General features: G+C 67.6%; 21 protein-coding genes. 12 read left to right on the top strand and 9 right to left on the bottom strand.

The genetic code is table 11. The features are described 5' to 3' along the window. Nucleotides 1-14: 14 nt before the first annotated feature. A complete protein-coding gene (locus tag AN216_RS21335; RefSeq protein WP_070198332.1) occupies nucleotides 15-1,076 on the top strand; it encodes a flavin-containing monooxygenase in 1,062 nt (353 codons plus the stop codon). Nucleotides 1,077-1,120: 44 nt separating this feature from the next. Next, complete coding sequence (locus tag AN216_RS21330) at nucleotides 1,121-1,492, top strand: ArsR/SmtB family transcription factor (RefSeq protein ID WP_070198331.1); 372 nt, start codon at nucleotides 1,121-1,123, stop codon at nucleotides 1,490-1,492. A 22-nt stretch (nucleotides 1,493-1,514) separates the two neighbouring features. Here AN216_RS21330 and AN216_RS21325 read toward each other — a convergent pair whose 3' ends face one another. The 4 genes from AN216_RS21325 to AN216_RS21315 are packed head-to-tail and all read right to left on the bottom strand — an operon-like array spanning nucleotide 1,515 to nucleotide 4,236. After that, nucleotides 1,515-2,576 carry an ArsO family NAD(P)H-dependent flavin-containing monooxygenase gene (locus AN216_RS21325; RefSeq protein ID WP_070198363.1) on the bottom strand — a complete coding sequence of 354 codons (1,062 nt, stop codon included), beginning with the start codon at nucleotides 2,574-2,576 and terminating at the stop codon, nucleotides 1,515-1,517. Further along, nucleotides 2,573-2,794: a DUF2180 family protein gene (locus AN216_RS31125; RefSeq protein ID WP_079166813.1), complete on the bottom strand. Its 222-nt coding sequence runs from the start codon at nucleotides 2,792-2,794 to the stop codon at nucleotides 2,573-2,575. The genes AN216_RS21325 and AN216_RS31125 overlap by 4 nt, the downstream gene beginning before the upstream one ends. A 15-nt stretch (nucleotides 2,795-2,809) precedes the next feature. Further along, nucleotides 2,810-3,907, bottom strand: coding sequence for an ACR3 family arsenite efflux transporter (gene arsB, locus AN216_RS21320; RefSeq protein ID WP_070198330.1), 1,098 nt, complete (start codon nucleotides 3,905-3,907; stop codon nucleotides 2,810-2,812). Further along, nucleotides 3,904-4,236, bottom strand: a complete 333-nt coding sequence (locus tag AN216_RS21315) for an ArsR/SmtB family transcription factor (protein WP_107402060.1) — start codon at nucleotides 4,234-4,236, stop codon at nucleotides 3,904-3,906. Before AN216_RS21315 ends, arsB begins: the two co-directional genes overlap by 4 nt. 98 nt (nucleotides 4,237-4,334) lie before the next feature. Between AN216_RS21315 and AN216_RS21310 the strand changes: the two genes are divergently transcribed. The 4 genes from AN216_RS21310 to arsA all read left to right on the top strand — a co-directional run bounded on the left by AN216_RS21310 (nucleotide 4,335) and on the right by arsA (nucleotide 7,982). Then, a complete protein-coding gene (locus AN216_RS21310; protein ID WP_070198328.1) occupies nucleotides 4,335-4,748 on the top strand; it encodes an arsenate reductase ArsC in 414 nt (137 codons plus the stop codon). Beyond that, nucleotides 4,745-5,725 (top strand): thioredoxin-disulfide reductase, encoded by a 981-nt coding sequence (trxB, locus tag AN216_RS21305; RefSeq protein WP_070198327.1) that lies wholly within the window; start codon nucleotides 4,745-4,747, stop codon nucleotides 5,723-5,725. Before AN216_RS21310 ends, trxB begins: the two co-directional genes overlap by 4 nt. 65 nt (nucleotides 5,726-5,790) lie before the next feature. Further along, nucleotides 5,791-6,171, top strand: a complete 381-nt coding sequence (arsD, locus tag AN216_RS29800; protein ID WP_070198326.1) for an arsenite efflux transporter metallochaperone ArsD — start codon at nucleotides 5,791-5,793, stop codon at nucleotides 6,169-6,171. A gap of 11 nt (nucleotides 6,172-6,182) precedes the next feature. Beyond that, complete coding sequence (arsA, locus tag AN216_RS21295; protein ID WP_275522428.1) at nucleotides 6,183-7,982, top strand: arsenical pump-driving ATPase; 1,800 nt, start codon at nucleotides 6,183-6,185, stop codon at nucleotides 7,980-7,982. A 436-nt stretch (nucleotides 7,983-8,418) separates the two neighbouring features. Here arsA and AN216_RS21290 read toward each other — a convergent pair whose 3' ends face one another. Further along, nucleotides 8,419-9,231, bottom strand: a complete 813-nt coding sequence (locus AN216_RS21290; protein WP_139140972.1) for a hypothetical protein — start codon at nucleotides 9,229-9,231, stop codon at nucleotides 8,419-8,421. A 320-nt stretch (nucleotides 9,232-9,551) separates the two neighbouring features. Between AN216_RS21290 and AN216_RS21285 the strand changes: the two genes are divergently transcribed. Both AN216_RS21285 and AN216_RS21280 read left to right on the top strand, forming a co-directional pair. After that, nucleotides 9,552-9,791, top strand: coding sequence for a ribbon-helix-helix protein, CopG family (locus AN216_RS21285; RefSeq protein ID WP_070198324.1), 240 nt, complete (start codon nucleotides 9,552-9,554; stop codon nucleotides 9,789-9,791). Further along, a complete protein-coding gene (locus tag AN216_RS21280; protein WP_070198323.1) occupies nucleotides 9,788-10,222 on the top strand; it encodes a type II toxin-antitoxin system VapC family toxin in 435 nt (144 codons plus the stop codon). Before AN216_RS21285 ends, AN216_RS21280 begins: the two co-directional genes overlap by 4 nt. 263 nt (nucleotides 10,223-10,485) lie before the next feature. Here the strand turns inward: AN216_RS21280 and AN216_RS21275 are convergent, their stop codons facing one another. Beyond that, entirely contained in the window at nucleotides 10,486-12,894 is a 2,409-nt protein-coding gene (locus tag AN216_RS21275) for a WD40 repeat domain-containing serine/threonine protein kinase (protein ID WP_070198322.1), read from the bottom strand. A 39-nt stretch (nucleotides 12,895-12,933) separates the two neighbouring features. On the opposite strand from AN216_RS21275, the gene AN216_RS30365 reads away from it, so the two are divergent. Together AN216_RS30365 and AN216_RS21265 are read left to right on the top strand one after the other, a co-directional pair. Further along, nucleotides 12,934-13,122 (top strand): hypothetical protein, encoded by a 189-nt coding sequence (locus AN216_RS30365; RefSeq protein ID WP_070198321.1) that lies wholly within the window; start codon nucleotides 12,934-12,936, stop codon nucleotides 13,120-13,122. A 344-nt stretch (nucleotides 13,123-13,466) separates the two neighbouring features. Further along, nucleotides 13,467-14,114: a dihydrofolate reductase family protein gene (locus AN216_RS21265; protein WP_070198320.1), complete on the top strand. Its 648-nt coding sequence runs from the start codon at nucleotides 13,467-13,469 to the stop codon at nucleotides 14,112-14,114. Between the two features lie 432 nt (nucleotides 14,115-14,546). Here the strand turns inward: AN216_RS21265 and AN216_RS21260 are convergent, their stop codons facing one another. The 3 genes from AN216_RS21260 to AN216_RS21250 all read right to left on the bottom strand — a co-directional run bounded on the left by AN216_RS21260 (nucleotide 14,547) and on the right by AN216_RS21250 (nucleotide 16,838). Continuing rightward, nucleotides 14,547-15,242, bottom strand: coding sequence for a type 1 glutamine amidotransferase domain-containing protein (locus AN216_RS21260; RefSeq protein ID WP_070198319.1), 696 nt, complete (start codon nucleotides 15,240-15,242; stop codon nucleotides 14,547-14,549). A 94-nt stretch (nucleotides 15,243-15,336) separates the two neighbouring features. Then, nucleotides 15,337-15,930 (bottom strand): TetR/AcrR family transcriptional regulator, encoded by a 594-nt coding sequence (locus tag AN216_RS21255; RefSeq protein ID WP_070198318.1) that lies wholly within the window; start codon nucleotides 15,928-15,930, stop codon nucleotides 15,337-15,339. A gap of 71 nt (nucleotides 15,931-16,001) precedes the next feature. After that, a complete protein-coding gene (locus tag AN216_RS21250; protein ID WP_070198317.1) occupies nucleotides 16,002-16,838 on the bottom strand; it encodes an alpha/beta fold hydrolase in 837 nt (278 codons plus the stop codon). A 327-nt stretch (nucleotides 16,839-17,165) separates the two neighbouring features. Between AN216_RS21250 and AN216_RS21245 the strand changes: the two genes are divergently transcribed. Next, nucleotides 17,166-17,594 carry a DUF1801 domain-containing protein gene (locus AN216_RS21245; RefSeq protein ID WP_070198316.1) on the top strand — a complete coding sequence of 143 codons (429 nt, stop codon included), beginning with the start codon at nucleotides 17,166-17,168 and terminating at the stop codon, nucleotides 17,592-17,594. 75 nt (nucleotides 17,595-17,669) lie between these two features. Beyond that, nucleotides 17,670-18,101 (top strand): nitroreductase family deazaflavin-dependent oxidoreductase, encoded by a 432-nt coding sequence (locus tag AN216_RS21240; RefSeq protein ID WP_070198361.1) that lies wholly within the window; start codon nucleotides 17,670-17,672, stop codon nucleotides 18,099-18,101. The last annotated feature ends 33 nt before the right edge of the window (nucleotides 18,102-18,134 follow it).

Below are 18,134 nucleotides of genomic sequence, written 5' to 3'. Positions count from 1 at the left end.
TCAAGGAGACCCTTGTGGAGCGCATCGACGTGGCGGTGATCGGCGGCGGCCAGTCCGGGCTGGCCGCAGCGCACGCCTTGCGGCAGCACGGGCTACTGCCCGTGGTGCTGGAGCAGTCCGACCGTGCGGCCGGGTCGTGGCCGCGCTATTACGACAGCCTCACCCTGTTCTCGCCCGCCCGGTACAGCTCCCTGCCCGGCATGCCATTCCCCGGTGGCGATCCGGACCGTTATCCGCGCCGGGACGAGGTGGTCGCCTACCTGTCCGCGTACGCCGCGCGACTGGACGCCGAGGTCCGTACCGGTCAGCGAGTCACCGCAGTCCGGCAGGTCGGCAAGGAGTTCGAGCTGGCACTTGAGGGCGGCGACCGACTGGCGGCCCGCGCCGTTGTCGCCGCCTCGGGTTCGTTCGGGCACCCGTACCGTCCGGCACTGCCGGGCCTGGAGGGCTTCGGTGGCGAGGTGCTGCACGCTGCCGACTACCGGAACCCGCGCCCGTTCGCGGGTCGGCGGGTTGTCGTGGCGGGGGCGCGGAACTCGGCCGTACAGATAGCCGCCGAACTCGCCACCGTTGCCCGGGTCACGCTGGCGAGCCGCAGTCCCGTGAAGTTCACCCGACAGCGCATCGCGGGTCGCGACCTGCACTTCTGGCTGAAGCGAACCGGCCTTGATGCTGCACCACTCGGCCGCCTCGTGCGCACGCCGCCGACCCAGCTGGTCATCGACGACGGGCGCTACAGGGGCGCACTCACCCAGGGTGCCCCGGACCGGCGAGAGCTGTTCACCGGCTTCGAGGGCACGAAGGCGACCTGGCCGGACGGAGCTCACGAGCAGGTGGACACAGTGTTGCTGGCCACCGGCTACCGGCCTGACCTGCCGTATCTCGCCGTGCTGGACGGCGCTCTCGACGCAGCGGGCCGCCCGAGTCACCGCGACGGCATCTCACCTACCCACGAGGGCCTGGCCTTCGTCGGGCTGGAGTGGCAGCGCAGCCTCTCCTCCAATTCTCTACGCGGCGTAGGGCGGGATGCGGCCCGCGTCGCGCGACGGCTCGCGGCCCACTTGGAGCGCAGCTGACCCGGCCCTCGCACTCTTGGTTCGACATGTGTCAACATAGATGTATGTCGAATGTCGAGGTGCAGCCGCTGACCGAGTCCGGCACGGGCGAGATCGTGGCCCCTTGCTGCCCGCCCCTGACCGAGCGGCCGATGAGCGCCGAGGAGGCGTCCGTGGCCGCGCCGATGTTCAAGGCGCTGGGCGACCCGGTTCGGCTGCGGCTGTTCTCCGCCGTGGCCTCGCACGAGGGAAGCGAGGCGTGCGTCTGCGACATCTCCGATGTCGGCGTCTCCCAGCCCACGGTCAGCCACCACCTCAAGAAGCTCAAGGAAGCCGGCCTGCTGACCTCCGAGCGGCGGGGTACGTGGGTGTACTACCGGGTCGCGCCCAGCGTGATGGCCTCGATGGCACAGAGCTTCGCTGCTTTCGGTAGCTGATCGAGCCGGCCGGAGCTTTGCGTCAGCTGAGCAGCCGGGAGATCTCATGCGCTGCATCGCGGGCGGGGCGGCCGAGCCCGATGAGAGTCGCGGAGGCCGGGCCGGTCCAGTCGCCGTAACCGAGCAGGTGCAGGCGTGGCTCGTCGCAGGCGCGGGTGCCCTCGGTCGGGATGTGGCCGCGTGCATCACGGAGTCCGAGAGGGGTCAGGTGGGCCAGGGAGGGGCGGAAACCGGTGGCCCAGATGACCGCGTCGACGTCCTTGCGCGCCCCGTCCGGCCACACCGCACCGTCGGCGTCCAGTCGCTCGAACATGCCTGCGTGGACGAGGAGTCCGCGGTCGCGGGCCTCGCGTACGGGCGGGACCGCGACGATGTCACCGAGCGAGGCCACACCGCCGGTGTCCGGACGTCCTGCCTCCAGGGCCCGGCGCCGGGCAGTGGCGGCGTCGAACAGGGCGCGACCGTCGATGTCGTCCGGCAGATAGCGCGGCGGGCGGCGGGTGACCCAGGTGTGCTCGACCCCGTCGTACGCAGCGAGGTCGGCGGCGATCTGCGCCCCGGAGTTGCCGCCACCGACCACAAGGACGTGTTGGCCGGTGAAGTCCTTGGGTGAGCGGTAGTCCACGGTGTGCAGCTGGCGCCCGGTAAAGGCGCGTTGTCCGGGTACAGCGGGAACGAAGGGTCGCCACCAGGTGCCCGTGGCGCTGACGACGGCGCGCGCGTACCAGGTGCCGGAGTCGGTCTCCACGCGCAGCAGTTCGCCGTCGCGGTGCACTCCGCGTACCTGTACGGGCCGGTGTACGGGCAGGCCGTAGCGCTGCTCGTAGTCGGCCAGGTAGTCCACGACATGCGCGGCTTCCGGGTACGGCTCTCCGTGCTGCGGCGGCATGAACCGCCCCGGCAGGGAGGAGAATTCGGCCGGTGAGAACAGGTGCAGGGAGTCCCACATGTGCCGCCAGGCGCCGCCCGGGGATTCCTGAGCGTCGAGGATGACGAAGTCCAGGTTGCGGCGGCGCAGGTGGTAACCGGCGGCGAGCCCTGCCTGGCCGCCGCCGATCACCACCACGTCCTGCGCCGCACTCACACCGGCGCCGTTCCGGGAACGGGTGCCTGCACTGCCGTGCAGCCGCTGCACAGGACCTTGCGGACCTCCGTCTCCAGCGGGGCTCCCATCAGGGGGCCGCGACGAACCCGGCGAACACCGAGGTGTGCGTGCTGCTCACAGACCGCGGCGCCGCAGCTTTGGCATACACCCACGGCGTCTCCAGTCTTGCCCTGCCCATGGCAGTCGAGGCAGTGCATGGGACCTCCTGTCGCTTATGACTTCGTGGTCAGCGCCTGGGAGCCGAACTTGCGGCGCCAGGCCAGGGAGACGTACACGAGCCCGATCAGCACCGGGACCTCGATGAGAGGGCCGACGACACCGGAGAGGGCCTGGCCGCTGGTGACCCCGAAGGTGGCGATCGCCACAGCGATGGCGAGTTCGAAGTTGTTCCCGGCCGCGGTGAACGCGAGCGTCGCGGTGCGGTCGTAGGCCAGACCGATGGTCTTGCCCAGGGCGAAGCTGCCTGCCCACATCAGGGCGAAGTAGACGAGCAGCGGCAGTGCGATACGGGCGACGTCGAGCGGCTGCGAGGTGATCGTCTTCCCCTGGAGGGCGAAGAGCAGCACGATCGTGAACAGCAGCCCGTACAGCGCCCACGGGCCGATCTTCGGCAGGAACTTCTGCTCGTAGCGCTCACGGCCCATCTTCTGCTCGCCCAGGCGGCGGGTGAGGTAGCCGGCGACGAGGGGGATGCCGAGGAAGATGACGACGTTCAGCGCGATCTTCCACATGGAGATGTCGAGGGTCTGACCGTCGCCGAGGCCGAGCCAGCCGGGCAGCAGGTAGAGGTAGAACCAGCCGAGCAGGCCGAACGCGAGGACCTGGAAGACGGAGTTGAGCGCGACGAGGACGGCGGCGGCCTCGCGGTCGCCGCAGGCCAGGTCGTTCCAGATGATCACCATGGCGATGCAGCGGGCGAGCCCGACGATGATCAAGCCGGTGCGGTACTCGGGCAGATCCGGGAGGAAGATCCAGGCGAGCGCGAACATCACGGCCGGGCCGAGGATCCAGTTGATGACGAGCGAGGAGACCAGCAGCTTCTTGTCGCCGGTGACGGTGTCGAGCTTGTCGTAGCGGACCTTCGCCAGGACCGGATACATCATGATCAGCAGGCCGAGGGCGATGGGCAGCGAGATGCCGCCGATCTCCAGCTTGCTGAGTGCGTCGTTCAGCCCGGGGATGAGTCGTCCGAGGCCGAGGCCGACCGCCATGGCGATAAGGATCCACACCGCGAGGAAGCGGTCGAGGGTGGAGAGTCTTGCGACGATCCCACCCTCGTCGGTGCTGGTCGGGGTCTGGGTGTCGGTCACGGACAGGGCCTCTTCCGGTCGGTCTCGATGGTGGTACGCGCGATCTCGGCCAGATCGGTGAGCGAACCGGCGAGCGCGGTGAGGACGTCGGGCCGCAGCCTGTAGTACGTGTACCGGCCACAGGGCTCGGTCTCCACCACACCCGCCTCTCGCAGCACCCGCAGGTGATTGGAGAGATTCGTCTGCCGGGCGCCGGTCTCCTCCACCAGGTGCGTGGTGCACAGCGTCTCGCGGGCGAGGAGGGTCACGATCTGGAACCTGAGCGGGTCCGCGATGACCCGGATCAGGTCAACCCCCTCCGGTGTCACTTCAGGTTTGGCTGACGTCATCATGCACTGATACTCTCACATCACTCCCCACTGACGCCAGTGGCAGCTGATGCCACCGTTCCGGCGTCGGAACCACCTGTGAGGAAAGAGACCCGGTCATGTCCGAGAAGCCTTCCGTCCTGTTCGTCTGCGTCCACAACGCGGGGCGCTCCCAGATGGCGGCTGCCTGGCTGAACCATCTCGCGGGCGACCGCATCGAGGTCCGCTCCGCCGGTTCCGCCCCTGCCGACTCCGTCAATCCGGCCGTGGTCGAGGCCATGCACGAGGTCGGCATCGACATCACCGCCGAGACCCCGAAGGTGCTCACCGTCGACGCCGTCCAGGCGTCCGACGTGTGCGTAACGATGGGCTGCGGCGATGCCTGCCCCGTCTTCCCCGGCAAGCGCTACCTCGACTGGCAGCTGACGGACCCGGCGGGCCAGGGTGTCGAAGCTGTCCGCCCCATCCGCGACGAGATCAAGACCCGCATCGAGGGCCTGATCGCCGAGATCGCCCCGGAGGACACCAAGTGACCACCGACATCCGCAACGTCATCGTCATCGGCTCCGGGCCCGCGGGCTACACAGCGGCGCTCTACACCGCTCGTGCGTCCCTGAAGCCGCTCGTCTTCGAGGGCTCCGTCACCGCAGGCGGCGCGCTGATGAACACCACCGAGGTGGAGAACTACCCCGGCTTCTCCGACGGCATCATGGGCCCGGAGCTGATGGACCAGATGCGTGCCCAGGCCGAGCGCTTCGGGGCTGAGCTGATCTCGGACGATGTCGCCTCCGTCGACCTGTCCGGTGAGATCAAGACCGTCACCGACGCGACCGGCACCGTCCACCGGGCCAGGACGGTGATCGTCTCCACGGGCTCGCAGCACCGCAAGCTGAACCTCCCCACGGAGGACGAGCTGTCCGGTCGCGGGGTGTCCTACTGCGCCACCTGCGACGGCTTCTTCTTCCGTGAGCAGGACATCGCCGTGGTGGGCGGTGGCGACACCGCTATCGAGGAGGCGACCTTCCTCTCGCGCTTCGCCAGGTCCGTCACCGTCGTGCACCGACGCGACACCCTGCGCGCCTCCAAGGCCATGCAGGAGCGGGCGTTCGCCGACCTGAAGATTTCCTTCGCCTGGGACAGCGAGGTCGCCGAGATCCACGAGAAGGAGACCAAGCTCTCCGGCCTCACCCTCAAGAACACCAAGACCGGTGAAACCTCCGAACTGGCCGTCACGGGCCTCTTCGTCGCGATCGGCCACGACCCGCGCGTCGAACTCTTCGAGGGCGTACTGGACTTCGACGAGGACGGCTTCCTCAAGGTCGATGCTCCCTCCACCCGCACCAACATCCCCGGAGTCTTCGCCGCCGGCGACGTCGTCGACCACACCTACCGCCAGGCCATCACGGCAGCCGGCACCGGCTGCTCCGCCGCCCTCGACGCCGAGCGCTACCTCGCCGCTCTCATCGACGGGGAGCACACCCCGGAGCCGGAGAAGGCCACCGCCCTCTGACCGACGGCGGAGTCCCCGGTGACGCCACCCGTCGCCGAACCGATCAACACGAAGAGGAACGCCGAATGTCCACTGTCCACGTGTACGACCCCGCCCTGTGCTGCCCCACCGGCGTCTGCGGCCCGTCCGTCGACCCCGCACTGACGCAGTTCTCCGCCGACGTGGAATGGCTCGGCCAGACCGGCGTGGAGGTGGCCCGCTTCGGACTGGCCACCGAGCCGGGCGAGTTCGCCAAGCACAGCGAGATCACCACGCTGATGCAGGAAAAGGGCGACGACGCACTGCCCGCCGTCGTGGTGGACGGCACCCTGCGCTGCTCCGGCCGCTACCCGACCCGTCTGGAACTTGCCGACTGGACCGGCGCCCAGACCGAGCGGCCCTCCCTTCCCCTGGCCGCGGAGCCGGAGGACAACGACGACTGCGGCTGCGGCCCCGAGGGGTGCTGACCCACGTGCTCGTGACGGAGACCGGCCAAGCCCTGGGTGGACTGCTGGCGGCAGCCACCCGGTACCTGTTCTTCACCGGCAAGGGCGGAGTCGGCAAGACCACCACCGCCTCGGCCACTGCCGTGGCCCTGGCCGACGAAAGACGCAGCGTCCTGCTGGTCAGCACCGACCCCGCGTCGAACCTGGACGAGGTGCTGGGCGTGGAAGCCGGGCGCATTCCGGTGAACGTGCCGGGAGTCGCCGGACTGCAGGTGATGAACATCGACCCGGCTGACGCCGCAGTGCAGTACCGGGAGAAGGTGGTCGGCCCCTACCGGGACACGCTGCCCGCCTCGGCGATCAGCCAGATCGAAGAGCAGCTCTCCAGCGCGTGCACCGTGGAGATCGCCGCCTTCAACGAGTTCGTCGCCCTGCTGACGGACGAGGAACTCGCAGACCACTACGAGCACATCGTCTTCGACACCGCACCGACTGGGCACACCCTGCGGCTGCTGAGTCTGCCCAGCGCCTGGTCGGACTACCTCGTCATCAACCCCGGCGGCGCCTCCTGCCTCGGGCCACTCTCGGAGATGGGCGCCCAACAGGAGCGGTACGCCCAGGCAATGGACGTACTCGCCGATGGCGAGCGCACCACGGTGGCGTTGGTGACCCGTCCGGACGCCGGGCCCGTCGAGGAGGCCGAGCGCGCCGCCGCAGAGCTCCACGAACTGGGCATCGCCCACCAACGACTGATCGTCAACGGGGTGTTCAGGGCGACGCGGGACGACGACCCGCTCGCTGTCGCCTGGCAGCGACGGGCGGAGGCCGTCCTGGAGAGCCTTCCCTCCGGGCTCTCCTCGCTCGCCGACCCCGATCTCGTACCTCTGCTGCCCACACTGCCTGTCGGAGTACCCGGGCTGCGGGCCATGCTCGCTCCTCAGCCCCCGGCCATCGCTCAGGCGGTAGTGCCGCACCCATCGACCCAGGGTGAGGGGGCAGGTCTGTCCGCCCTTGCCGACGAGGTCGAGGAGAGCGGACAGGGCCTGGTCATGACCATGGGCAAGGGCGGCGTCGGCAAGACCACCGTCGCCGCGGCTCTCGCCGTTGAACTCGCCCGCCGCGGCCGGCCGGTGACCCTGACCACCACCGACCCGGCAGCGCACGTCAACACCGTCGTCGGAACGGGGGTGGAGAACCTGGAGGTCACCCGCATCGACCCGACCGCCGAAACCGCCGCCTACACCGCCTCGGTACTCGCCGAAGCCGGAAGCCAACTGGACGAGGACGGACGACGGCTGCTCGCGGAGGACCTGCGCTCCCCCTGCACAGAAGAGATCGCCGTCTTCCACGCCTTCGCCCGAACGGTCGCCGCCGCCACCGACCGCATCGTGGTCCTCGACACCGCCCCGACCGGGCACACGCTGCTGCTCCTCGACGCCTCGCGCAGCTTCCAGCGCCAAATCGACCAGCAGCGCAGCGGGCAAGCGTCCTCCCCGGAGACGCTGGAGCTACTGGACCGACTCACCGACCCCGGCTACACCCGAGTCCTGCTGGTGACCCTGCCCGAAGCCACCCCAGTACACGAGGCCGCTGCCCTGCAGGAAGACCTGCTGCGCGCGGGCATCAAGCCGTACGGCTGGGTGGTCAACCAGAGCCTGGACGCCGCGGCACCACTCGACCCGCTGCTGGCGGCCAAGGCTGCAACCGAGCACCGCTTCCTCACCGAAGTCGTCGAGGAACACGCCACGCACGTAGCCGTCCTGCCCTGGGCCGCCGAGCCCCCCGTCGGTTCCGAGCAGCTGGCCACACTGGCCACGGGAAGCCGCCGGTAGCCGCAGCTCCACGGAGCCGGGATGCACGCGTCCTTCACGCACGCAATCCCGGCCCCGTCGGTGCCTGCTATGACACGTGGCGAACCGTGCTTCACCCTGCGCCAGAGCGCCCGACCCAGAACTCTGTCGGCCGCGTGCCAGTGCCGTGCCAGACGGGGCGGTGATCAAGGGTCAACCGGAGCCATTAACCTGCCTCCGGATAGCTCCCCTGAGATTGCATATTGGCTGCTCAGAAGCCCATCGGGCACGCGAAAGCGACCTGATTCCCAAGCTTATAGCGCGGGTTCGATTCCCGTCGCCCGCTCCACCACGAACCCCCAGGTCAGCAGCCTGGGGGTTCGCTTGTTGCCTCCCTCGCCGCCGGGATCGACAACATCCCGAGATGTCCGCCGCGGAGTGCGGTCAACCACCTTGGGGCGGCTTGATGGTGACTCGGCTACCAGATCCGCAAGGGCAGTCGTGCCTGACTGCTGTCGGGGAGCGGCGTGGGCGTGCTGCGCACTTCTGGAATCCGGTCACGGAGGGCGGCGACTCCCAGTGGGATGAAGACCAAGCACACTGACAAACCCCCAGCCAGCACACCCAGGATGAGGCTGCTCTCCTTGAGCACGCCCATGAATACCCAGCCGAAGAGCAACAACAGAACGCCGCGCCCCAGGCCGATCTTGCCCGCCAAATAGGCGCCGACCACCAGCAGGACCATCCCGACGATCGAACCCATCGAGGCGGTTACGGGAATTCGCCACAGCCCATAGGACAGGTCCGTGTATGAATCCATCACGAAATTCGTTGCTTTCTCCCGCCCCAATCTGTCGACCATTTGGAACGCGGTCTGTTCAATTCCCGCGTAGTACCATCGGGCAAACAAGGAAGACACGAACAGCGTGCCACCCCACATAGCCAGCCGAGGAGACCGGGCCGCCACGATCCGCGCGAACGCAATTACGGCCGGGAACAGCAGGACTGAGCCCAGGGCGAACAGCGTATATCCGGCCATGACAAGTTGCGGATGCTGTGCGTAGGCAGTCAACTGCTCTGGCGCGGTGAGCATCTGCTTGTCGAACAATGCCTGCTGGTCCGGCGTGAAATCTGCGACTTGAACGCCTATATGGCGAACGAGCAATCCCGCGAACCAAACGAGCGGACCCACGATCAGTGCCACGCCACCGATAACCCTCCCAGGCACCCACGCGTAAGCACTCTCGCCTTTTGGTAGAACATTCCGCGATATTCGCTGAATCGCGTCCATAAAAAGGACTCCGTATTCATGGTGATTTCGGTAGCTTTCGAAAGTCGAGACTATGCCCCGAGAAGGGGCGAACGAGTCAGCCCAGCGGATGACGTGCCCCTCGACTTTCGGCATAACAACCATGAGCGAACCCTGATGCACCCTTCAGGGCGACTCTGAAACCCAGGCGCCACCCCGGCCGCCGAGTCGACCGCAAGCCGCACACGTGGTGAACGACTGGCTGCTCGCCCAAGAACGCACCGGGCGCCTATCCGCCACCGTGCCCGCCCTCCTGGACAACAGAAGCCCTGCCAATCTTATGGTTGCGGTACCATAACCATATGGCACTCAAGAAGACGACCGTCATGGTCGATGAGGACGACCTCGCGTTGATCAAGGACGCAGCCGCGCGCGAAGGGCGGTCGGAGTCGGAGTACTTCCGGGAAGCGTTCCATCTCGCTGCCCTGCGCACCCAACGTTGGGACGAGGACTGGGACATCCCGAGTATGGACTTCGGCGGCCCGGTGAGCGCCGAGGAGATCGACCGAGCGGTATCAGATGGTGTGGCGGACTCCGCGTGATCGTCGTCGGGGATACCTCCGGCCTCGTGGCCGCCCTCAACACATCTGATCCCGAGCACGGAGCCGCACGTACCGCCATGCGCCAGGCGGCACTCACCGTCGTCTCACCATTGGTGATCCTTGAGATCGAGCACATCACCACGCGCAACGTCGACCGCAAGGCCGCACACGTGGTGAACGACTGGCTGCTCGCCCAAGAACGCACCGGGCGCTTGACCATCCCGGAAACGTCCGCCGCCACCTTGCGCAAAGCCCGCATGGTTCAGGAGCGCTACGCGGCTCTGCAACTCGACCTGACCGACGCGGTGAACGTCGTTCTCGCCGAGACCTACGACACCGAGATCATCCTGACCCTCGACCGCCGAGACTTCAGAGCCGTCGCCCCGCTCACCGGCAACCACGCATTCCGGCTCCTGCCCGACGACCTGTAAGGCACCGGAGCCCATGCCGGATGCGTGCCAGAACAGGGGGATATCCACGGTCAGTTGGGGTCAGGCCCCACCGGGGACTCGGGCGCTTCTCACAGCCGTTATCGCCGGTCAGGACCACCAACCGGACTGAACCACCCGGGATTCCCAAGCTTATAGCGCGGGTTCGATTCCCGTCGCCCGCGACGGGATCTCGGAAGGAACGTGTCCTACGTGGCGAGTTCCCCTAAATTCCTTGTCGACTTGCGCTACTGAAAGACAACGTCTCAACTCACCTTCCAGAGTCGCACTCTTCCGTCATAGGTGCCGGTGGCCAAGGTTTTGCCGTTCGGACCGAACGCCACAGAAGTGACCGAGTCATCGTAGTCGGTGAGGGCGGCTGTGAGCTCGCCCGCTGCCACATCCCACAAGCGCGCTGCATCATAACCGCCGGTGGCCAGTGTCTTACCATCCGGAGCAAACGCCACAGAAGCGACCCAGTTGTCGTGACCGGTGAGGGCGGCTATGGACTTGCCCGATGCCACATCCCACAAGCGCACCGTGGCATCGCCAACTTCACCGCTGGTGGCCAAAGTCCTACCGTCCGGACTAAACGCCACAGCAGCGACAGCGCCGTTGTGGCCGGTGAGCGTGGCCGTGGACTTGCCCGAAGCCACATCCCACAAGCGCACCGTCTCATCGACACTACCGCTGGCCAGCGTCTTACCACCCGAACTGAACGCCACAGAAACGACCCAGTTGTCGTGGCCGGTGAGAGTGGCCGTGGACTTGCCCGAAGCCACATCCCACAGACGCACCATGTCGTCACTGCCGGTGGCCAAAGTCTTACCATCCGGGCCAAACGCCACGGAAACCTCAGCGCCCTCGTGGCCGGTGAGCGTGGCCGTGGACTTGCCCGAAGCCACATCCCACAGACGCACCGTGCCACCGCCTCCGGTGGCCAAAGTCTTACCATCCGGGCTAAAGGCCACAGAATCGACAGCGTCCTCGTGGCCGGTGAGCGTGGCCGTGGACTTGCCCGAAGCCACATCCCACAAGCGCACCGTCTCATCGCCACTGCCGGTGGCCAGCGTCTTACCATCCGGACTGAACGCCACGGACCAGGCCGTATTATCGTGGCCGGTGAGGGTGGTTGTGGCCTTTGCGGTAGCTTCCTTTGGGCCGGCGTCTTGCGGATTCCTGGCTTCGGATTCATCCCTCAAGCCAATGTGCGCAGCTGTACCCAGCGCGGCTGCGAGGGCTGTGGCGCCAATTCCGAGAATGGCCCGTCGACGGGTCGACTTCCGGACAGGCTGTGGTGTGTCAGCACGGGCATGTTGGCTGTCGTTACCGGCGACAGGGTCCCGACGTTTTCGTGAGATGCCGGTTTCACCATCGGTAGCCGGTTGCCCAGAAGTCTCTGTGCTGACGGATCCGTGGCGCTCGGAAGATCCAGATGCAGCGCGGTCCGTGGACGAGGAGAATGGCGAGGACTCCGGGACGCCGCTCTCCAAGAGGCCCGTCGAGGCGCTGTGCAGCGAATCCGACCGTGACGCCTTGCCCGCCGGGTCGCCCGTGCTGTCGGCGTCAGAGTGGTCGGCCGACGGTGCGGGCGGTGAGGCCGAGATAATGGCGCTCGCCCCGTTATCCGTGTCCCGCCCCTCGTCCGCCCCGGGCCCGGTCGGGCCGTCACCCGCCGATCCCGGGGACCGCGACTGCGTGGGTTCCGCCTCGCCTGTCGGTTGGTGATCCGTGAGCGGTTGTGGAGGTACGTCCTGGTGCCGTGTGATGTCCACAGTGACGGTGTCCGGCAGCCAGTTCCCGGAACGCCGCAGCATGCCATCTTCGGAGGCCGCCCGACACAGGTCAATGACCTCGGTGGGCGAGGGCCGTTCGGCGGGGTCCTTGGTCAGGCAGCGGTTCAGCAGCGGCAGCAGGGCCTCGGGCACCTCAGCCAGATCCGGTTCCTCGTGCACGATGCGGTACAGCACCCCGTAGCCCTGTCCCCGGCCGAAGGCGGGTGTGCCCTTCGCGGCGTAGGTGACCAGCTGGCCCAGTGAGAAGATGTCAGTCGCCGGGCCAACCTCCCTGTTCACGGCCATCTCGGGCGACATGAAGGTCGGCGTGCCTACAGCGGCTCCGGTGTTCGTGAGGGTTGTGGCGTCGGCGGCCCGTGCGATACCGAAGTCGATGACGCGCGGGCCGTCCGCCGCCAACAGCACGTTGGACGCCTTGAGGTCACGGTGCACGATGCCCTCCGCGTGTACCGCCTGTAGGGCCTCGGCCACACCCGCCGCCAACAGCAGGACGGCCGAGACGGGCAGTGTGCCGTGCTGGGACACCGCCGCGGCGAGGGTGGGGCCTGGCACGAAGGCTGTGGCGAGCCAGAGTGGGGCGCTGTCGATCTCGCTGTCGATGACGGGTGCGGTGTACAGGCCGTGTACCCGCTGCGCGGCGGTCACCTCTCGGCGGAAGCGGTGTCGGAACTCCGGATCGTCTGCTAGTTCCGGGCGGATCACCTTGATAGCCACCGGCCGTCCGGCCGGGCTGTGGGATAGATAGACCATGCCCATACCGCCCGCACCCAGCCGGGCCACCAGGGTGTAGTCACCCACCTGGGCCGGGTCGTTCGTCTCCAGCTGCCGGAAGACCGACACCGGCTCACCGGCACCTGAACCGGCTTCCTCCTCGGCCATCCGACTGACTCCCCGTATCGCCAACTCCACTGCCCCGCCGTGCGCGTGATCCTAACGGCCGACCGTGAGCGCTCGCGGGCATACACGATCACGGAGCCGTTTACCACGTGGGACATCCCGATCCTGGACTTCGGCGGCTCGGGTTACCGCAATGCGCCAGACGACACACACCATCGTGTCATCGTGGTGAACGACCGGCCGCTGGCCCAGAACGCACCGGGCGCTTGACCATCCCGGAAACGTCCGCCGCTACTTTGCGCAAAGCGCGCATTCTTCAGGAGCGCTACGCGGCTCTACAACTCGATCTCACCCACGCGGCAAACGTCGCCTTGGCCGAGGACATGAGTGTGGCGGGGTGACTGCCCCGGCGGCGCGGCGAAACACGCAGCAGCTCCACCGCGAGATCCGTTCCCCCACGATGGCGTAGGCGGAAGCATCGATGACACGCCGTTCAGCGGGAGTCGTCGCCCGGTGCGCGATACGCGAACGGCGCGATGCCGCGATGAGTTCTCCCGGCCCAGCCGGTCTACTGTTCGCCGAGAGATCAGAGAGCGCGAAGCAGGAGGAGTGGCATGAGCCAGTTGCTGCGGGTCCAGAACTTCACCGTCTCGAGCGACGGGTTCGGAGCCGGCGAAGGCCAGAGCCTGGAGAAACCGTTCGGCCATGCCGATCCGGGGAACCTGCTCGCCTGGGCCTTTGCCACCGACCACCCGCCCATCACCCGCTCCGAACCCGGTGGCAGCCGAGGTCTGGACGACTACTTCACGCGGGACTACGCGCGCAACATCGGCGCCGAGATCATGGGCCGTAACAAGTTCGGCCCGCAGCGCGGGCCCTGGCAGGATCACGAGTGGCAGGGGTGGTGGGGTGAGGAACCCCCGTTCCACACGCCGGTGTTCGTCATGACTCACCACAGGCGCCCGTCATTCACACTCTCCGACACCACGTTCCACTTCGTCGACGACGAGCCGACCGCGGTACTCGCCCAGGCGAAGGAGGCGGCTCAGGGACAGGACGTCCGGCTTGGCGGTGGGCCCACGATCATCCGCGAGTTTCTCGATGCCGACCTCGTCGACACCTTGCATGTCGCGGTAGCGCCGACGGAGCTCGGCTCCGGGGCCCGGCTGTGGGAGTCCCCCGATGAACTGCTCGACCGGTTCCACCGGGATGTCGTACCCAGTCCGAGCGGCGTGACGCACCACCTGCTCTGGCGGAATTGAAGCCCGGGCTGCTCTCTGCGGAGGGAGCATGTGCCCGCTGTCGTCACCGAGCTGGTGCGTGGGGACCAGAACGAGTGGCGAACCATGGCCAGTCGGGGTCAGGTGGCGCCCGGACTTGAGGGCTTCTCTCGACATCTCCCGCGGGTCAGAGCCACCAACTGGGCTCAATCGTCCGGGATTCCCAGCGCGGGTTGGATGCCATCGCCCGCTCCAACGACGAAGGCCCAGGCCAGGAAGATAACCCCCGGCCTGAGCCTTGGTGTTGCCCATGCCCACGCGGCGCAGCGCGCCACTTCCGCACCACGTCGCCTGTCGTCTGAGCCCGCCGCCGGATGGCTCGCGCTGGCGGCCCGCCGAGCCAGGGCCGTACAGGCACCCCGCCCGGCGGCGGTTCATAGATTCGCCGGCGTGTTCGCTCAGGCCCCCAGTCGCTCAGGAGCCGGCGTTGGCGTCAGCGACCCGGGAGAGGAGGGCGTCGGCGGCGGCGCCGGATGATGCCGGGTTCTGGCCGGTGAGGAGCAGGCCGTCGGTGAGGACGTAGGGCTCCCAGTCGCCGATCTTGGAGTAGTCGGCGCCGAGCTGCTTGAGTTCGTCCTCGACGAGGAAGGGGACGACCTCGGTCAGGCCGACGGCGGCTTCTTCCCCGTTGGTGAAGCCGGTGACCCTCCTGCCCCGTACCAGAGGCGTGCCGTCGGGGTTGGTGGCGTGGCGCAGGACCCCGGGAGCGTGGCAGACCAGGGCGAGGGGCTTGCCGGCGCGCAGGACGGTCTCGATGAGCCGGACGGAGTGCTCGTCCTCGGCGAGGTCCCACAGGGGGCCGTGGCCGCCGGCGTAGAAGACGGTGTCGAAGTCCTCCGCGGAGACGGTGTCGAGGCGGACGGTGTGGTCGAGAGCGGCCGTGGCGTCCGGGTCGGACGTGAAGCGGCGGGTTTCCTCGGTCTGGTGGTCGGGTTCGTCGCTCTTGGGGTCCAGGGGCGGGCGCCCGCCGTTGGGGGAGGCGAGGACGACGTCGGCGCCGGCGTCCTTGAAGCGGTAGTAGGGGGCGGCGAGTTCCTCCAGCCAGAAGCCGGTCTTCCGGCCGGTGGTGCCGAGTTCGTCGTGTGAGGTGAGGATGATGAGGATCTTCATGTTCACTCCTTAGTGGACCGGTCGTCTCAGACGAGGCGAGCGTGGCGCCCGCGCCAGCGGAGTCGGACGCGGGTCACGGTGCGTGCATGGGCGGTTACAGGTGAAGTAGGCGGCGGGTGGTCGCCATCGTGGCGTCGAGGGGACTGACGTCCCGGTGGATCTTGGCCATGACGCTGGCTCCGAGCCACATGCCGTACAGCACTCGCGCCGTGGTGCGGGGATCGTCCTCGACCGTCAGCGAGCCGTCCTTGAGGCCGGCGCCGATCGCGCCCTCCAGGCGGTCCACGATGCCGTTGGTGCCCTCCTCCAAGGCGAGCCGCATGGACTCCGAGAGGTCGGAGACCTCCGCGCCGAGCTTGACGGCCAGACACTTGCCCTGACAGTCGTCGACGCTCTGCGTCGCGCGCCAGTTACGCCAGTAGTTCATCAGTCGCTGCGCCGAGTCCAGGCCCGAGCCCGGCTCGGCGAGGACGCTGTCCATGTCGGCGAGGTAGTCGGCGAAGTAGGCTCGCATCATCGCCTCACCGAAGGCGTCCTTGGAGCCGAAGTAGTGGTAGAAGGACCCCTTGGGTACGCCAGCCTCGACGAGCACTTCGTTGATGCCCACCGCGGCGAACCCCTTGCGGGACATGATTCGTTGAGCGGCGTCGAGGATGCTGCGGCGGGTGTCGCCGTGTATGGCTGGCATGGTGGAAATCCTACTTCCGAATAGACCAGTCGTCTAGAGCCGCTGACGCCAGCCGCCGTGCGGCACGGGAGTCACTGGTTGAGGAAGTCCAACAGCACCTCGTTGACCTCGGCGGTGTGGGTGGTGAGCAGCCCGTGCGGGGCGCCCTCGATCTCGACGTACCGGGCGGAGGGCAGTGCCTGGGCGAAACGGCGTCCGGTGGCGTCGATCGGCAGGGTGCGGTCGGCGGTTCCGTGCACGATCAGGGCAGGGACGTCGATGTGCGGGATGTCGGCGCGGAAGTCGGTGGGCCAGGTCAGGGGTGCGGCGGCGGAGGCGATCGGGCCGGCACCGGCCGCCGTGTTCCAGGCGTTACGAACGGCCTCCTCGCTCACCCTGGTGCCGAGGTAGTCGTCGAGATTGAAGAAGTCACCGTAGAAACCGGTGAAGAAGGCGTACCGGTCCTTCCTCACCTGGGCGGAGATGTCCTCGAAGAAGGAGTACGGGGCGGCGCCGTCGGGGTTGTCGTCGGTGACGGCCAGGTACGGCTCCAGGGAGGCCAGGAAGACGGCCTTGGCGACTCGGGTGGAACCGTGGGCGGAGAGGTAGCGTGCGACCTCCCCGGTCCCCATCGAGAAGCCGACCAGGAGCGCGTCCCGCAGGTCCAGGGTCTCCATGATGGTGTGCAGGTCCGACGCGAAGGTGTCGTAGTCATAGCCGGTGGTCGGCTGGCTGGACTTGCCGAATCCGCGCCGGTCGTAGGTGACGACCCGGTATCCGGCGTCCAGCAGGGCCGGCACCTGCCCCTCCCAGGAGTTGCCGTCCAGGGGATAGCCGTGGATCAGCACGACGGGCTGCCCGGTCCCCTTGTCCTCGTAGTGCAGCTCGATGTCCGTGCTGTTCTCGGTGCCGACCTTGATGCGCCCCATGACGCGGCCCCTTTCGGGAGTTCGGTGTGCTTCCGACGCAAGGAACTATACGACCGGTCTACTCTATCGTCAACAACCCTCGCCGCCCCCGCCGTTCGCACCCGCTTGCGCCGCGAAGGCGAGGACGAGACGTCCGCCCTCGATCCCGCCGGGGTTGAAACCCTCCAACCGTCACGACCAGCGACCACCGCCCCGTACGCAACGCCCGCCACACGGGATCGTGTGCCTTGCCGCAGGTCGACGGCTGGCTCGCTACACTTCCCCGGGTCAGCACATACAGGCAGTGACATGACAGAACATCACAGGCCACATTCAGGGCGACATACCATGACTGATCGGGCGAAGAACGGCACAGGACCGAAACTACTCTCCGGCGGCAACCCCCAGATCCCGAAGGGCGAGGGGGACGGCCCGGTACGGGACTACATCGCCGCCATGCCCGGCTGGAAACGCGAGGTCGGGCAGCGCCTTGACGACCTCATCGTGCGCACGGTCCCCGAGGTGCACAAGGCGGTGAAGTGGAACCAGCCCTTCTACGGTCACCAGGGCGAGGGCTGGTTCCTGTCGTTCCGTTGTTTCACGAAGTACGTGCAGGTGCAGTTCCTCCGAGGGGCGAGGCTCGATCCCGTGCCGCCGAAGCCGTCCAAGCACGAGGAGGTGCGCTACCTCGACATCCGGGAGGACGACGTACTGGACGAGATCCCGCTCCGATCCTGGATCGAGCAGGCCAGCGAGCTGCCGGGCGAGCGGATGTGACGCACGGCGTGCCTCGGCGCCTCAGACGACGGTCGGGCCGGAATAGGAACGAACTGAGGAGTGTTGATCGCGAACATGTCGGATGAGGCTGTGGAGTTCCTTCCCACCGATTGGGTGCGGGAACAGACGCAAAAGATCCTGGAGACCGGTACCACCGAGGGCGTCAAGGTCCTCGGCTCGCCGATCGTGCTGCTCACCCTGCGCGGCGCGAAGAGCGGCAAGCTGCGCTACACCCCCCTGATGCGGGTGGAGCACGAGGGCACGTACGCGGTCGTCGCCTCCAAGGGCGGCGCCCCCGAACACCCGGCCTGGTACCACAACATCAAGGCGCACCCCGAGTTCCCGCTGCAGGACGGGACCGTGACGAAGGACTACGTCGCACGCGAGGTGACCGGCACCGAGCGCGCCACCTGGTGGGAACGGGCCGTCGCGGCCTACCCGTCCTACGCCGAGTACCAGGAGAAGACCGACCGGCAGATCCCCGTCTTCGTACTCGAACCCAAATGACGGTCCTCTCGGAATGCCGGTCAGGCCGGCGCC

The organism is Streptomyces oceani (genome assembly GCF_001751245.1).
Classification (GTDB): Bacteria; Actinomycetota; Actinomycetes; order Streptomycetales; family Streptomycetaceae; genus Streptomyces; species Streptomyces oceani.
The sequence above is the reverse complement of the archived record's forward strand: the minus strand, read 5'-3'. Positions and strand labels throughout refer to the sequence as shown.

Excerpts from the sequence above, each read along its gene's own strand:
- AN216_RS21330 (WP_070198331.1), top strand. The coding sequence starts at position 1,121 with ATGTCGAATGTCGAGGTGCAGCCGCTGACCGAGTCCGGCACGGGCGAG.
- AN216_RS31125 (WP_079166813.1), bottom strand. The coding sequence starts at position 2,794 with ATGCACTGCCTCGACTGCCATGGGCAGGGCAAGACTGGAGACGCCGTG.
- AN216_RS21315 (WP_107402060.1), bottom strand. The coding sequence starts at position 4,236 with ATGACGTCAGCCAAACCTGAAGTGACACCGGAGGGGGTTGACCTGATC.
- AN216_RS21310 (WP_070198328.1), top strand. The coding sequence starts at position 4,335 with ATGTCCGAGAAGCCTTCCGTCCTGTTCGTCTGCGTCCACAACGCGGGG.
- arsD (WP_070198326.1), top strand. The coding sequence starts at position 5,791 with ATGTCCACTGTCCACGTGTACGACCCCGCCCTGTGCTGCCCCACCGGC.
- AN216_RS21290 (WP_139140972.1), bottom strand. The coding sequence starts at position 9,231 with ATGGACGCGATTCAGCGAATATCGCGGAATGTTCTACCAAAAGGCGAG.
- AN216_RS21285 (WP_070198324.1), top strand. The coding sequence starts at position 9,552 with ATGGCACTCAAGAAGACGACCGTCATGGTCGATGAGGACGACCTCGCG.
- AN216_RS21275 (WP_070198322.1), bottom strand. The coding sequence starts at position 12,894 with ATGGCCGAGGAGGAAGCCGGTTCAGGTGCCGGTGAGCCGGTGTCGGTC.
- AN216_RS21265 (WP_070198320.1), top strand. The coding sequence starts at position 13,467 with ATGAGCCAGTTGCTGCGGGTCCAGAACTTCACCGTCTCGAGCGACGGG.
- AN216_RS21260 (WP_070198319.1), bottom strand. The coding sequence starts at position 15,242 with ATGAAGATCCTCATCATCCTCACCTCACACGACGAACTCGGCACCACC.
- AN216_RS21255 (WP_070198318.1), bottom strand. The coding sequence starts at position 15,930 with ATGCCAGCCATACACGGCGACACCCGCCGCAGCATCCTCGACGCCGCT.
- AN216_RS21250 (WP_070198317.1), bottom strand. The coding sequence starts at position 16,838 with ATGGGGCGCATCAAGGTCGGCACCGAGAACAGCACGGACATCGAGCTG.
- AN216_RS21245 (WP_070198316.1), top strand. The coding sequence starts at position 17,166 with ATGACTGATCGGGCGAAGAACGGCACAGGACCGAAACTACTCTCCGGC.
- AN216_RS21240 (WP_070198361.1), top strand. The coding sequence starts at position 17,670 with ATGTCGGATGAGGCTGTGGAGTTCCTTCCCACCGATTGGGTGCGGGAA.